Here is a 15,321-nt window from a genome sequence, read left to right on the forward strand (position 1 = left end):
GCGCCTAGGACGTCAGGCTCGCCCGCGGACTATTTGTCCGGCTCGCTGCCCATGTCAACTTCGACAATGACGACCAGGCGGTGCTATCGCCGTGCGCATCTGACGATGTAGGCAGTGGGCAGTCGCACTCCAGACAGTGCCCGCTTGACGTTGCGGAGATGATCCGGGGCATGAGACGCACCTTCGTCGTCGCAACGGCCCTCACCGTTCTGGCCCTCGCTGCATGCGCCGAAAGCGAGACACCGCAGACCGCTGCTCCCTCGCCGTCAATGACCTCAGCACGCCCCTCCCCCAGCCCGACCCCATCGCTCACTGCGGAGCCGACGACAAGCCCGCCCTTGCCGCCAAGTCCCACCCCGGCCTGGACGCCATGCAACCGGGACTTGTCTTCATACGAGGGTGGCTGCCAGGACGAGTTATTCGGCGGTGGTGACTCATGCGACATCTCATACGTCGAGCAACAGGCGGGCAGCTTGCTCGACCTCTACATTGAGAACGGGCACCACATCGACGCAGAGCGGCTTCAGGACTGCCCCCAGTTCATGCCCACATGGAAAAAGGCGGCAACCGGTTTCACAGATGGAAGCCACGAGGTCGGCAAGGAAATTAAGCCGGGGACCTACGAAACCACCGCGCACTCGGCGGGCGAGACGATCGGCGACTGCTACTGGGAACGCAGCACCGACGGCGGCCGGACCATCGCCAACGACTTCATCACCGCAGCGAAGAAGGTCCGAGTAACCATCCGATCCTCCGACGGCATCTTCACCAGCCGCGGCTGCGGCAACTGGGTGCGGGTCTGACCCGCGTCGCCCAGATGTTCCGGCCAGCGAACGGTGAGCCGCCACACGTGTGCGCGGCCCGTCCTTCGGACAGCGCGTCGCCGTCAGTGCGCAGCGGGACGAGGGTGGTCAAGGATGACTGCGGCGGGCGCTTCGCACCTGCGCGGCGCGCTCCAGACAGGCCACCATCCCAGCTACCTGGAAGCTGCGCGCCTCTTCCGACTTCGGCCGCCGAGAGAGTCGGGCCGCCACCGGAGAAACGCGTCGCGCCCCCCTGACACCGCGACATCCGGTCGGCGGATCACCGCCGCCAGCCACGCCCGGCACGCTCACGGACGTGAAGCTTCTATACCCCATACAGACCCTCGCACTGATCGCCGCCGCAGTCGCACGTCACCTGCGAAAGCTGTCCGCGTCGCACTCATCAGGACACAGTCGTCAACCAACAGCGACGTGACGGTCGTCGGGGCGGCTCGGAAGCCAGAAGGGATCACGACGTCGGGCGTAGTGCCGCCCGCGCTACGGCAGAGGTTCGGCGAGTTGGTGAAGAGTTTGACCTTCGTCATTGCGATACCAGTTCTGGGCCCAGAGCTGTGCTCTTGGCGGCTGTCCGGTGGCCGCGTCGATGATCCGTCGGATGAGCTCAATCAGCCGGTAGGCCTGCCCATCGGCGGACCATTCGACCGGGCTGTTGACGTCGTTGCACCAACGCACCCGTGCCCGATTCGGGTCCTCGTCAAGCCATCCTCGGATCGCGTCTCGGTCTTGATCGACTAGGTCAGGCACAACGATCGTCAGCGGGGTCCCATCCGCGATCGCGTGGTGCGCGACGAGCCGCTGCACGGCGGCGGCCTTACGCGCCCCGGATGCGCGGGAGGCCGCCTGGGTGCCGCTACTGGAGCGGGGCCGGACCATGAATTCCTCGGCATCGGGGACCGGAATTAGCTGCGCGACGGATAGCACCTTCTCGCCACTGGCCGTCCGGTAGAGCTGATAACGCACCAGCCGAATATCGATGCCCGCCTCATACAGGTACAGCGCCGTGTTGGTCACGGCGGGACCGAAGTCAGACGCCATCAGGACGATCCGAGGCAACCCGAGCGTTTCGTCCGACAGGCCTTCCGCCCATCCCATCAGGTCAGACAAGGCCTGCTGGCTCGTGACAGCAGAGCCGAGGTGAGCGGCGTGTACCTCGGCAAGCAGGTCGAGGGTAAACCGGCTGGCCATGGCGGCGTAGTTGATGGCCTGCATAGTGACGGTGTCCGGAGCTCGGTCACGTTTGAGCTCAATCACCACCAGCCGGCCGGCCCGGTCCAGCCCAAGCACGTCCAATCGGTCCGCAGTGCTGCCCGTCGTGGACACCCAGCGGCCGTACTCGAAGGTGACGACCTTGATGCCGTCACCAATTAGCTGCGGGTGGTCAATCACCCACTGCTGCAGATGCTTACGTTCCAGTAGGCCGGCCTCGGCCAGCGTGATGGGCTGCGCGGGCACAGCGGTCGTGCCGTCGACCGTGAACAGCAGCTCTTCGGTCATGTTCCACCTCCGGACGCTGACCGTACCGGGACCAGAGGCTCAACGAGAGCGGGCATCGCCCGACTGACGACCGGAAAACCATGCCTGACATGTTCGGATTCGCCGAAGATGTCACCAGCCCGGAGCTCCTGCCTAGGACGTTGCCCGTGGGATCGATGTCTCAGATGATGAAGCCTGGCGACGGCCGGCCGCAACGGCTGGGTCGGCACCGGGGTCGGCTACCGCGCGGGCCCGGCCCCGAGGTCCGCTGGTGGCGGCGGGTTTTGTCCTCGACGAACATGCGTGCGTTCGACTGGCCGAGAGCTCGGAAGAACCGCCCGCAAAGCCGGTCCATGAGCGGCGTCAGGTCGCCCCACAGCTCGATGGCAGTGGTGCTCGTGACGCGCTGACAATGCTCATGCGGATACGGGACTGACGGGTCTCTGAGTCGGCCCCTTTACCGCAGCGTCGTAGCCGCGAAGTCGCGTCCGACGGTGTCCGCGCCCTTAAGCCGAGGGATCCGGCCTTGCTTTAAAGCCAGCGCCGGCAGCACTAGCCCGCCGGTGACCCCGGTCGTGGCGAGCAAGGCCCCGAGCACCCGCAGAACAACGAGCGGGCGGCGAATCAGCGTGCGAACTTCCCGTTGATCGCCCAAACGGTCGACTGCTGGCGCTCGAATTTGCCGCCAAGCTTGAACTTCGCATTGACGACGTTGGCGACTAGTTCGGCGGTCACCGAATAGTCGTCCTGGTAAGTCACTCGCATCTCGAACGACCGTAATCCGTGCTCAATCCGCTGCCGGGCAATCTCCTGCCAGGCGTCCTCGTGAGGAAACCACACCAGGTCTGCCGGGACGACCGGCTTCGCCGACCCGGCAAGTTCGGCCGAATACAGGAACTCAGGCTTGCGCGACGAATTCGACGCCGCCTTGGCGCTGCCGCCGTCTCCGGTTGGCAGCCCCACCCGCAGATCGGTCGAAAACTCCCGTCCCCACCCCTGTACCGCCGAGACCTTGATGGTGGTCGCGCCGAGACCGGTCACCAGCCTCAGGGCCTCACTGAACTTGTGTTCGAAGGTCCGCCGATGAAAATCGGCGAGCGGATAGTAGACATTCGGCCGCGCCGGATGCCCGACGTAGACCGTATCGAATTGCGGGTGTCCCAGCGGAAGCTGTAGCCCGCCGATCTCCGACATCCGCATCGGCAGTATGCCGGACACGGGCGACCTGGCCGACGATCGCTTCCATGCCATTACCGCGCCGGCGGTCACCGCGGCACCCGCGGCCACCGCCACCCCTGCGGCCGCCACAGCAGGATTGGTCAAGACAAGAGAAAGGAGAGCATCGCTCTTCTTCAAGGCCCTACCGGCTGCCGTCGCGACGCCCTCGTCCAAGCCGGGGGGAGCACCGAGCCTGCGTCGCTGAACCAGAACCTCCTCGTCCCGCTGCACGACGATTAGCCGCCGTTCGGCGTACTCGAGCGCAAGCACGTCCACGACTTCCTCAGCCACCAGCCACCCACTTCTGTTGCGGTTCCCCGGCCACTATCCGGCCTCGCGACTGCACCCGACATCGCCCAAACGAGCGGAATCGAGGATGAGGTCGACAGGCGTCAGACGAGGAGCGGCCGGCGCAGCGGGTCGCGGCCCCATGAGACCGCCGGCGCATCCAACGCTCCCACCAGGCGTTGGTAGGAGGAGCTCGTCTGTTGTACGCCGAGCGCCGCCACCCCTCGCGAAGGAGTGGCCTCAGGGAATTTTCGACCCAGGTGACCGGTATCGCTGACCTACAAGGCCGAGTTCGGTGCGACGATGACGTGTGGTGGGCGTACTCCAACGACAGTGTTGATCCGGCCTGAGGCGGTGGGCAACGACCGGCTAGCACTCCAGCCGTAGATCGTGATCTTGCTGTCGGGGCCCGTCGGAAGCTCTTCTCCTGGTGGAGTTGATGCTCGCTGGGCTGGTCTCTATCCGGCCGAGCCGCTGGCCGGGTTCTCTGCGCCGTCTACTACGGAGCGAACGCAGGCCAGCCAGTCGTTCCACGCGGCGGGATCCGTTGTCCCGCCGTCTGCCTCGATGCCGATGTCTCCCAGGAGCGTGAGCAGGTCGTCCCCGGCGCGGTTCGCGAACTGCCACACGAACCGGGACATGGCCACGAAGGCCTCGCGCTCGTCCATCGAATAGCGGCTCATCTGAACTCTCCCCTTCGGGCGGAGTCCACACGCTCCGGCTGTGAACGTGATCTTGCCGATTTAGGCACGAGCGTGGCCACCGAAGATCATCGTGGTTTGTGAAGACAACGAATGATCAAACGGTAGCCGCAGGTCACAGCGTAGACGCGGAACGGTGGCAGGCGATGTTCGAGGGCCTGATGAGCCGTGTCGCGGGTCGGTTCCGCCGGGTCGAGCCCCGCCGCACGGCACGCTCGCTGGTGCTGGGGCTGCTCTCGGACCTGCCCCGCAAGAACTGCTGGACCATCGCCGAGCACGCCGGAGATGCCACACCGCACGGAATGCAGCACCTGCTGGGCCGTGCCAAGTGGGACGCCGATGCGGTCCGCGACGACATCCGGACCTACGTGGTGGACCACCTCGGGGACGAGGAGGCTGTCCTGGTCGTGAACGAAACCGGCGACCTGAAGAAGGGCACCGCAACGGTGGGAGTCCAGCGCCAGTACACCGGCACGGCGGGCAGGATCGAGAACGCCCAGGTCGCGGTCTACCTGGTCTACTCCGCGAAGGCCGGACACGCCGCCATCGACCGGGAGTTGTACGTCCCGCGCTCCTGGGCCGAGGACCGTCAGCGGTGCGCGTCGGCTGGCATCCCCGAACAGATCGGCTTCGCTACCAAGCCCGCCCTGGCGGCGCGGATGATCACCCGCGCCCTGGACTCCGGCGTCCTGGCGCGATGGGCAGCCGGCGACGAGGTCTACGGTGGCAATCCCGCTCTTCGCACCGTGCTGGAGCAACGCAACGTCGGCTATGTCCTCGCAGTCGCCTGCGACCACCAGATCGCCACGAAGGCGGGAAAACTGCGGGCGGATGCCCTGGCCAGGAAAGCGCCCAAGCGAGCCTGGCAGATGCTCCCAGCCGGGACCGCAGCGAAGAGCCACCGCTTCTACGACTGGGCAATCGCCCACATTGCCGACGACCGCCCCGGACACCACCAGCTCTTGGTCCGCCGCAACCGGCGCACGGGCGAACTCGCCTCCTACCGCTGCTACTCACCCACGGCCGTGCCACTGTCCACGCACGTACGTGTCGCCGGCCGCAGGTGGACAGTCGAGGAGACATTCCAGTCGGGCAAGGGGCTGGCCGGACTCGACGAGCACCAGGTCCGCAGGTGGACGTCCTGGTACCGATCGGTCACCCTCGCGATGCTCGCGCATGCCTTTCTCGCCGTTGCCACCGCAGATGAACGCACTCACCGGCCCGCACCGGACGGGCTGATCCCGTTGACCTGCAACGAGGTCGCGCACCTGTTCATCTCGCTGATCGTGCGGCCCGCCCACGCCACCGCCCACCGGCTCGGGTGGTCCGACTGGCGACGCCGCCACCAGGCCCGCTCCCAGGCCAGCCATTACCAGCGACAAGCCGCTCAGGCATGAAGATCACGATCTACGGCTGGAGTACTAGCCGAGAGCCGGAGCCTTGTGTGACGCAGTCTGAGACCTGCCTATTTATCATGCGGATTATGGTCAACTCCACTGGTCCGACCCCTTCGTTACCATCACCAATTGTCGTGCGTGATCGAGCACGACGACTTGAGCGCTTGACGTCGGCGAAGCAAGAGGCTCCGGCTAAGCTCAGCGCTATCGATGGTTTCGAAGGCCCCTTGCCCCGCCGCCTCACGTTCGTGCTCGCGTCAGGCGCGTTGATCGCCATGGCCGCCGCAGCAATACTGATCATCTGGCATGAGTCCGCCACCAGAGTGCTCGGCGCCGATGGCTACAAGACGTTGCTCCAGTTCCTTTTGGTGGTCGTGCTAGGTGGCGGCGTCTCGTTGCTTCATCAGGCTTTCAACCGTCAGGCCGAACTGCGGGCCGAGCGTCTGAAGCTGGCCGAGGTTCGCGCGACCGCCATCCGCGAAACCCGCCAGCGCTACCTGGCCGAGCTGGTGATGCTGTACAACGCGGTCAAACGCACACGCCGCTTGCTGCGCGCCCGAGCCCAGATCCACACCACGGCGGGAGACGGAAAACTGCGGGTCGCCACATACGACGAGCAACTCCAACTTCTGCTCGACGCGCAGCTGAGCCTCGAGCTGATGATCCGCAATGTGAACGCTGAGGGCGAAGTCTTCCACGGCGTACCTGAGCTCGTCCCTTCCTTGAAGTCCACCGAGGACTACTTACGAGAGCTGGTCACCGAGTACGAGTCCGTGATGCCGCGCGTCCGGTCCGGCGCCACCGAGATCCCCACCCCGCCAAAGCTCGCCGACTTCATCGGCCCGTACGAGCAATCCGAGTTCCGCCCCGATTTCATCCGCCCGGTCCAGGCCGCCATGGCCGCCGTCGAAAGCTTGATCACCGCCCCACAACCCTGATCCCCCGCCCCTTCGGACATCAGGAGGATGCAATGGAGCGCGACCAAGGGCTCGACCAGATCCTCGACCAGCTCGATTCGGAACCGGCGAAGGCCGCGCTCAGGTCGTGGGCGCAGGACACCGGCGTCCGTCTGACCCCGGTCAACTGGTCGGCCTCGGGTTTCACTTCGGCCCGGGTCTTCGGCGTGTATGCACACGGGAGGACGGGATCCAGCGAAGGAACCATCATCAAGGTGGACACTGCGCCGGAGCGGGCTCTCACTGAACTCGAAGCGAATCAGCTGGCGGAGTGGCACGCTAAGCCGCTCAGGCTCGACCATCTGGTGCGGTACAACTTTCCCTTCAAGTCTCTGATGGGGGGCGGCTGGATCACCTTTCAGCAGGTCGCGGGCGGCGGCTTCGACCACACCATTGGATTCGACAAGATCTTCGAGAAGCACAATGATCCGGCGGCGACCTGCAGGGCCATCATCCGGTCGCTGCTCCTCGACTGGAATGCCAACACGGTGCCGAGTGATCCGATGAACGCCGGGCGGGTCCTGAAGGCGCTGCTGGGAGACCGGATCGAGCCGGGTGGGATCTTGCACACCTGGGCGGACAGTTATGCCGGCCTCGTCTCCGCTCCGAAGACCTGGTTGCGTCACCCGGACGGGGACCTCGTCAATCCCTTCGCATTGGCCACCGACAGCGCGCTCGGTGACCTCGTCGATCTGCGTCCCTTCCGCGGGCACACACACGGTGACTTGCATCCGGGAAACCTGCTGGTGGCCACGGAGGCGAGCGATCCGCCCGACTACTGGCTGATCGACCTCTCGCGGTACCGCCCGAACGGGTTGCTCGCGTGGGATCCGTGCTATCTGATGTGCACCACCATCGCGATGCGCCTGCGCGAGGAGAAGGCCTCGAACCAGGCCGCGCTAAGGGCCGCACTGCTGGATCCGCAGACGGATTATAGAAGGCTCTCCCCGACGCTCAGCCGGGAGATGCGCCAGTTAATCTCCGGCATCTACGGCGCCGAACACGAATACGCAAACGACAAGGGTCTGTTGGGCGACTGGCGGAAGCAACGGCTCGTCTGTCTTACCGCGATAGGGCTGATCCTCTCCGGTCGGTCCCTGCTCACACCGGCCGACCGCCAGTGGTTTTTCTGGCTGGCCGCGCATGCCGCCACCGAACTCCTCCCCCGTGGCGAGATCGAGGACACCGACCGGCTGCAACTTCCCTTGGAGTTCATCCTGCCGGGAGCCGACGCCAACGCGTCGCGGTCCCGTCCGCGACGAGCGACGGGCGGCAGTGCGGTGCCGGCCTTTCACGACGCGGCACGGGAGGCGTTGCGCAAGCGGCTGGTCGACGGGCCGTACGGCGTGGTCGTCGTGGTCGGGCCGCGCGGGGTCGGCAAGTCGACGCTGGTCACCAGGGTGCTGAGCGGTCTGGACAGCAGCCAAGTCCAGGTGTTCCGCACGCCAGCCGTCGGCGGGGTACTACTGGACACGAAGACCCTCATCGAGTGCATCGAGGGTGGTACTGCCCCGGGGGCCGAACTGCGGCCGGGTGAGTCTTCATCGGCCAGATTGGAGGCGGCGCTGGACGCGGTCGGAGACAAGACGATCGTCATCGTCGTCGAGGATGCGCAGCAGCTGCTGGGGCCGGGCGCCGTGCTCACTGACGGCGCCTTGGACGAGGCCTTCGAGTCGCTGAGCGCGCGAGCAGAGCACCGTGTCTCGGTCGTGCTGATCACCAGCGTCGTGCCGACCTCCCCGTCGGACGGCACGTGGGCCGTGACTGAACCACCGATCGCTATCACTCGCCTGCACTACGACTACTTTGTGGGTTTGCTGCGGGATCGGCCCGGTGGCTCCTCGCGCGTGCGGCGCCTCGACGACGAAGGGCTCGGCCAGCTCTACCGGGTACTGCAGGGCAATCCACGCCTCACTAACCTGTTCCACGCGGTCTGCGTGCTGTCCCTGCACCGCGTCCGGCTGCGCGCGCTGGTTGACGAGTTGTCTGGCCTCGCACCGAGGGAGGTGCCGGAAACCCTGCTCAGTCTGCTGCTCAACGACCTTGAGCCACCGGCTCGCCGGGTACTGGAGGCGCTGGCAGCCTTTTCGATTCCGGTCGCCGAGGAACACGTTTTGGCTTTGTTCGAAGGTGCGGCCGACGAGGAGACTCTCCACGCGCTGGAGAGGCTGACTGACAGCATGCTCGTGCGGCGGGACGGCGACCGTTACGAGCTCACGGACGCCGATGCGGACGCGATTCTCCGGCGTATGGACGGAAGTGCTCGGGATCTGTCGTCTGACGTGGCGGCCCGTCTCAAGGAGATGCGCAACCGGAATCCTCGATCCGTGGCTGATCTTGCAGTTCACTTCGTCGAGCTGCGGGCGCTGATCGAGGCGGGCGAGTTCGAGTCGGCGTACGAGCTGGTGGAGAATATCCACGACCGGCTTCGCGAGGGAAACAACACCTTCCTGCTGCTCGACACCCGCGACACGCTGCGCGGCCGTCTCGGCCATCCGTACCTTGAGATGGCCAACGAGAGTGCGATCGGCGGCATCCACCGTTCGCGCGGACGCTTCGCCGAGGCGCGGGCCGCCTACCAGCGTGCACTCGCCTACGCCGAACAGGACCGGCACGAAGTGGCGAAGCTCAGGATCGGGGCCAACTTGGCCGCGATGTCCTGGCTCGACAACGATGTCGAGGAGGCCTTGGCGCGCTATCGGACGGCGCTCGACGGCGCCGAGCAGCTCGGCGATCCGGTCCTCCGGATGGGAGGGCTCGAGGGCCTGGCCGACTGTTACCGGCGCTGGGGACGGTTCCCGGAAGCCATCCATCACGTCGAGACGGCATACCGCCTGCCCTCGGAGGACGGCTACCCCGACACGCCGACCGCCCGACGGGCCGCCGCCCGCAGGGTCACCCTCGCCCTAAAGCTCTCCCGCTGGCATGCCGAGCTCGCCCAACTGCCCGAGGCCCGCCGGTGGATCGAGGAGGCGCAGCGCTGGGCGAACGACAGCGCCGGCCGTTGGCATCGGGCCGCGCTCGCGGACGGCGAGGCTGACCTGTTGTTCTGGGAAGGCGACAAGGCGGGTGCACACGCCCGCGCTGCCGAGGCGGTCGAACTGGCCCAGCAACTGCACGACCCGGCGATCCTGACCCGAGCCCGAACGACCCTCTGTCTCGTGCACCTGGAGAACGGCGAACTGGGCCTCGCTGCTCAGGAGATTCTCACGGTCAGACGCTACCGGCGCCCGGGCCACTCGCTGGTGGTGCTCGCGCTCGAGGCAGTGGTCGCCCGGCGCCAGCGCCGCCCCGCCATCGCCGGCATGCGGTTCCGGCAGCTGGCCGCCGAGTCCGGCAACCGCTACCGGCACGACCCCCGCGACTTCGCGGCTGGTGACTTCCGAGCACTCGCGATGTGCGAAGACGTTCTCGACCGCGACGTTCCGGTCGATGACGCCGTGCAGGCCTTCCGGGAGTCACGGTCCAGGGCACCGGAGAGCGACGGCCTGCGGAGACTCCTGCGGTTCCTGGTCAGCCGGATCGACCTCCGCGGCCGCCCCCGGGGTCCATTGCAGCCGGTGCTGGACGAGCTCACGGCAACCAACCCCGATCACGAGCCTGCATGATGGCCTCAAGGCGGGTCCGCACCCCGATCTCCTGGTATAGAGCCTGCAACAGGCGAAACATCGCGCGCTCGGAGTAGCCGGCTCGCTGCGCGAGCTGCGCCACGGTGGCCCCCTCGGCAAGCTGACGCAGCCACTCCAGCCGTTCCGCCGGGGGCAGCGAGTGTTCCTCACCGGAGGCCAGCGCCGCCGCCACCCCGGCGGGCAGGACCGCCTGACCGTCGAGCGTGGCCTCGATCGTGCGCCGCAACGTCTCGTTGGTGACACAGCGCGGTATCACCGAGCGGGCGCCGGCCCGCACCGCCCGAACGCCGAGAACCACGATGTCGTCCTCGACCACGGCTATTACCGCATGGGGTGACGTTTCGTCCCGCAGCCGGAACAGCAGCTCCCAGTCGCCGTGCGCGACCAACGTCAATAGCAGGACCGCGCCCGGAGACCTGCGGACCCATGCCAACGGGTCTTCAGGCGTCTCGACGATGTGACCGATCGCGGACAGGGTCGCGGTTACTCCCTGCTGATACATCGGCAGGGGGTCAAGGACCGCGACATGGACGGTCACCGGTGATGGGCATCCCTTCTCGGCCGCGCGGGCTACAGCGTAAACACGGGTGCTCGCCCACCGGTCCGCCGACCCGCGAGCAGGTCAGGTTTCTGCCAACTCCTGGCACGACCACGGCCGACATCGGTCGGTACTCGGCGCGCACCGATGTCCATACGCTCAGTGCACCTACGCCTTCGAGGAGTTGCCGTGGTCTACGACGACGACCCCAGCGATCCACCTCACCAGGATTTCGACATCGGCGGTCTGCCGCTGCCGACACCCGTACCGCCGCCCTCACCCGAGCTGTATGACCTGATCGCCGAAGTCATAAAGGACTACTGGGACGAGGGCTTGGCCCGCAAACTGACCGAATCTCAGCGGATGCAGAGGGTTCGACAGGTTCAGCCCCTGTCCGAACTCACCAAGGGAATGGTCCTCTGGGTCCAGAAGACTCTGCACCCAGACGGATGATCAACGGGCTGTTTAGCCGCCGTTGATCGACAGCGCCATGCCGGCGATCATGGCGGCGGCGTCGCTCAGGCGGCACGCGATCGGGGCGGCGATCTCCCCTCCTTGGATTAGCGGACCAGCGGCATCTGGGACCCGGCGAGCCGACCGACGGTTCCGGCAGCGCCGGTGACGATGCGGAAAGCCGAGACGATGGATATGGCCACCGCGGACAGCAGCTCCCGAGTGTGATGGTCGGCAGGGGCGCAGGTTCCGATCTTTCGGCACCGATGGCAATGGATGGTGAGCAGGAGCGAGACGACGGCCGCTCTCACGACTGCCCGGGCAGGACTGGTGCCGAGATCGCGGATACTAGATGCGGCAGTCAAGCGATGACGCTGGCGCCGCTCCACCGTTGTCGACAGCCGTGGACATGGCCAGGGCACCGTCTGCAGCCGAAAAGAAGTGGCTTGGAGGGCGGGGTCTGGGCCGTCCAAAATGACAACCGTGCGCCTGCAAGACATCGCCCCGATCTCCCGGTCCTACCGAGAAAACCTGTCCGGGTTCCATGCGTCCCGGTGCCACCCGCTGGTCAGTGGACTCGGGTGGCCGGACGAACTGCTGGAGCAATGGCTGTCCGACCACGGGGACAACGGCGCGTTCCTCCGCGACTACGGCAATCTAAACGCTGCGCAGTGGGCTTGTCGGCGGTGCGGTCGGGCAGGACGTCGATCGACCGGCGGGTGTGCATGTCGAGCAGCACCGTGGCGTATCGGTGCCCACGACGGCGGGCGAAGTCGTCCACGCCCAGCACCGTCGGCAACGCGACCAGCACCTCATGGCCACCCAGCCTGACGTCAGCCAACCGGCGCACATAGGACGAACTGGTGCCCGTCAGCCTCATATCGATGCTTTGGCAGGCGACAGCAGGTGTAGACGCAGTCGCAGCCGGGGCGCTTTGCGCGCGGCTAGCTGACCTCGCTCTTCTGACTCTTAGCCCAGACCAGGATGGCGGTATCGTCAGCCTGCACGACGTGGTGCGCGACTTCCTACACGCCGAGATCGGCGATGTTCGAGCGAAGCGACTACATCAGATGCTGCTGACTGAGGTGGCCTCAGGCCTTCCAGATACGTCACCAGTAGAGTGGATTGAAGGCTTGGGCGAACTTGCGTCCTGGTGGGAGATTTCTGAGAAGATGCGTTATCTTTGGGACCATCTCATCGAGCATCTCCTCGCCGCTGAGGAAAATCTTTGCGCGGAAGCGGTAGCGACAGACCTACGGTGGGTCGGAGCGCGGCTAGCGCAATCCGGTCTCATTGCACCAATGACTGACTTGGCACACTTGAGCACCCAACGGGCTGCACGCCTGCGTCGTGTCCTCAGTCAAACTGCCCACCTCCTTCCCCCGACGGAGCCCACGGATCTTCTAACCCACGCCTTCTACAGCCGCGTCATTCATGATCCTGACTGGGGACGACAGGTCCGAACGCTCGCTGCCGGAAGCACCACACCGACGCTGATTAGCACATGGCCGCTGCCCGATTTACCGGACCCGGCATTGGTCCGCACCCTCGCGGGCCATCTCGGCGCTGCACGCGCCGTTGCAGTCGCTTTGGACAGGACCTGGCTCGCCACCAGCGGCGACGACGGAAGCACGCGCATCTGGGACTACGCCACCGGCGTACAGCGCGGCCTTCTTGAGGTAGAGCGGCCGACAAAGGTGCTAACCCTTGCTATCGCGCCTGACGGCTCCTGGCTCGCCACTGGCGATGAGCAAGGGGTTGTGCGCATCTGGGACCTGAAAACACTGGCACTCCGCGCCGTCGCGCGCGCCAACGACTGGCCAGTTCAGGCGGTGGCGATTGCACCAGATGGCACCTGGTTCGTCACAGGTGGGGCTGATGGGGCTACGCGTATCTGGGGGGCTGCCACGTGTGCCCCGCGGACCGTGCTCGCCGGCGGTTCTGGACGAGTGCTGGCGGTCGCCATCGCCCCCGATGGTAGTTGGCTCGCTTCCGGAAGTGGGGACGGAACAGCGCGCATATGGGAGGCAAATGGCAGACTTCGCCTCGAGGTGACCGGCGGCAGATGGCCAGTGCAGGGGATAGCCGTGGCAGCAAATGGCCAATGGATAGCCACCGCTGGCGAAGGTAACGACACATGCATCTGGGAGACCACCACAGGCAAGAAACTTAGGAGGATGGGCGGTAGTAGTTCGGCAGTTGCCGCCGCGCCGGACGATACTTGGCTGGCCGCCACCTCAGGCGATGTGGTGAACATCTGGGACACCGCCACTGGCAAGCCACGCGCCAAGTTAGGCGGCCACGCGGGCGCGGTGAAGGGAGTCGCCGTCTCTTCCGACGGCACCTGGCTCGCTACCGTTGGCTCCGATGGCACGGCACGCATCTGGGACACCGCCATCGGCACTAGCCACGGCAAGCCAACCAGCCATGCGGGAGCGATCTTGGCGGTGGTGCTGGCACCTGACGGGGCCTGGCTGGCGACCGTAGACGCCCAAGGGGCGGTACACGTGCGCGACGCAATGACTGGGGCTTTGCCGCGAAAGACACTTAAGAGCGGATCAGTCCAAGCGTTGGACGTAGCCTCAGTTGACTCTGGGCTCGTTACCGCAGGCACCGACGGGGAAGTCTATATTTTCGACATCTTGGACCGCGAGTCTGCAAGAGCGGAACGGGCCGGAGACAGACGTACGCGTATACGCAAGGCAATTCCCGGGAATCCAGGGTGGGCGGAAGCAGTCGCCATAAGCGACGATGGCACCTGGCTTGCCAGCGCCGGTGCTGACGGCACTGTACGCATCTGGGACCCAACCACCGGCAAACGACGTCAGCAACTGTTCGCACACAAAGGGCCAGTCAACGCCATCGCCATCACCGCCGACGGATCCTGGCTCGCCACCGCCGGCAACGACGGCACTGTACGCATCTGGGACCCAACCACCGGCGAGCGACGTCAGCAACTGCTCGCACACACAGGGCCAGTCAACGCCATCGCCATCAGTGCCGACGGCGCCCGACTCGCCTCTACCGGTGACGACGGTTCCGTATGGATCTGGGACACACTTGGAGGCCGAGCCCTAACCACGACGAGGATGGAGCGGCCAGGTCGGGCCTGTGCTTGGAGCCAAGCTGGGACTTCGCTGATCGTCGGCGGAGAGGCTGGCCTGTACCGATTCGCGGTCGAATGCTCCGGATGACCCCCAAGCTGGCACGACTTGTTCAGGATTCGACCATGAAGCTCCTACGCGATAAGCGCCGTAACGACGTCAGGGGTTGCAGGTGACGGCTGCGGCGGTGGTCGAGTAGCTGCCCGTCGGGGTACTTGTTCGAAGGCGGCTTTTCAAGGACGCCGCCGCCTGCTGCGGCGAACTCAGGTCATCGGCGAGCAGCCAGATGCAGCCGCTCGATGATCCATTGCCCCCGGCGCGCCCCACTCAGGTATCTCGCTGGCACGTCGTCGAGCGACGTCTCGCCTCGAGGCCGACCAGTGGGGTCGACTGGTGCCGGCGGTGGTGGGCGCACCCCGAGGCGATTTCCCGCCTGTACGCGCTCTGGCGGGCCTGGTAAACGCTGCGAGTCAGCGACCCCCAGACCGGCATGAGCATCTGGTGGCGCGACCACCTCGACTCACACCTCGCCGCCCTGGCCGCCGAGTACGGGCACTTCAACCGCTGCGGGCCCGACAAACACAGCGCCCCCGACCGCTACCCGTCGAGCCAGCGCCGCCGCAAGTGCTCGCCAGCTTCCTGACGCGGACACCTTCTGATTCCACGGCATCGCCACATCGACTGCACGGCGGGCGCCATCGCCAGCACTCACCAGTCAGAGCCGGACGGGCCACGTACGG

At 66.0% G+C, this 15,321-nt stretch carries 10 protein-coding genes and 1 pseudogene; 7 read left to right on the forward strand and 4 right to left on the reverse strand.

Annotated features, from left to right (window positions below):
* The first annotated feature begins 170 nt into the window (after positions 1-170).
* Entirely contained in the window at positions 171-803 is a 633-nt protein-coding gene (locus NIE79_RS26105) for an Rv1352/Rv1906c domain-containing protein (RefSeq protein ID WP_238681070.1), read from the forward strand.
* Positions 804-1,301: 498 nt separating this feature from the next.
* Here NIE79_RS26105 and NIE79_RS26110 read toward each other — a convergent pair whose 3' ends face one another.
* From NIE79_RS26110 to NIE79_RS26120, 3 genes are all read right to left on the reverse strand, one after another.
* Positions 1,302-2,318, reverse strand: a complete 1,017-nt coding sequence (locus NIE79_RS26110; protein WP_238681071.1) for an endonuclease NucS domain-containing protein — start codon at positions 2,316-2,318, stop codon at positions 1,302-1,304.
* Between the two features lie 603 nt (positions 2,319-2,921).
* Positions 2,922-3,806, reverse strand: a complete 885-nt coding sequence (locus NIE79_RS26115; protein ID WP_238681072.1) for a hypothetical protein — start codon at positions 3,804-3,806, stop codon at positions 2,922-2,924.
* Between the two features lie 455 nt (positions 3,807-4,261).
* On the reverse strand, positions 4,262-4,486 hold the full coding sequence (locus NIE79_RS26120) for a hypothetical protein (RefSeq protein WP_238681073.1): 225 nt from the start codon (positions 4,484-4,486) through the stop codon (positions 4,262-4,264).
* Positions 4,487-4,665: 179 nt separating this feature from the next.
* Here NIE79_RS26120 and NIE79_RS26125 point away from each other — a divergent pair, with 179 nt between their 5' ends.
* The 3 genes from NIE79_RS26125 to NIE79_RS26135 all read left to right on the forward strand — a co-directional run bounded on the left by NIE79_RS26125 (position 4,666) and on the right by NIE79_RS26135 (position 10,465).
* A complete protein-coding gene (locus NIE79_RS26125; RefSeq protein WP_238681074.1) occupies positions 4,666-5,901 on the forward strand; it encodes an IS701 family transposase in 1,236 nt (411 codons plus the stop codon).
* 86 nt (positions 5,902-5,987) lie between these two features.
* A complete protein-coding gene (locus NIE79_RS26130) occupies positions 5,988-6,839 on the forward strand; it encodes a hypothetical protein (protein ID WP_238681075.1) in 852 nt (283 codons plus the stop codon).
* A 32-nt stretch (positions 6,840-6,871) separates the two neighbouring features.
* Complete coding sequence (locus tag NIE79_RS26135; RefSeq protein WP_238681076.1) at positions 6,872-10,465, forward strand: AAA family ATPase; 3,594 nt, start codon at positions 6,872-6,874, stop codon at positions 10,463-10,465.
* Here the strand turns inward: NIE79_RS26135 and NIE79_RS26140 are convergent.
* Complete coding sequence (locus NIE79_RS26140; RefSeq protein ID WP_238681077.1) at positions 10,431-11,024, reverse strand: helix-turn-helix domain-containing protein; 594 nt, start codon at positions 11,022-11,024, stop codon at positions 10,431-10,433. The genes NIE79_RS26135 and NIE79_RS26140 overlap by 35 nt on opposite strands.
* Positions 11,025-11,213: 189 nt before the next feature.
* Here NIE79_RS26140 and NIE79_RS26145 point away from each other — a divergent pair, with 189 nt between their 5' ends.
* From NIE79_RS26145 to NIE79_RS26160, 3 genes and pseudogenes are all read left to right on the forward strand, one after another.
* Positions 11,214-11,477, forward strand: a complete 264-nt coding sequence (locus NIE79_RS26145) for a hypothetical protein (RefSeq protein WP_238681078.1) — start codon at positions 11,214-11,216, stop codon at positions 11,475-11,477.
* A gap of 1,010 nt (positions 11,478-12,487) precedes the next feature.
* Entirely contained in the window at positions 12,488-14,671 is a 2,184-nt protein-coding gene (locus NIE79_RS26155) for a WD40 repeat domain-containing protein (protein ID WP_238681079.1), read from the forward strand.
* Between the two features lie 196 nt (positions 14,672-14,867).
* Positions 14,868-15,224: pseudogene (locus NIE79_RS26160) on the forward strand (DUF4913 domain-containing protein).
* Positions 15,225-15,321: the final 97 nt, after the last annotated feature.

The sequence above is a fragment of the Micromonospora trifolii genome (genome assembly GCF_022229005.1).
Lineage (GTDB): Bacteria > Actinomycetota > Actinomycetes > Mycobacteriales > Micromonosporaceae > Micromonospora > Micromonospora trifolii.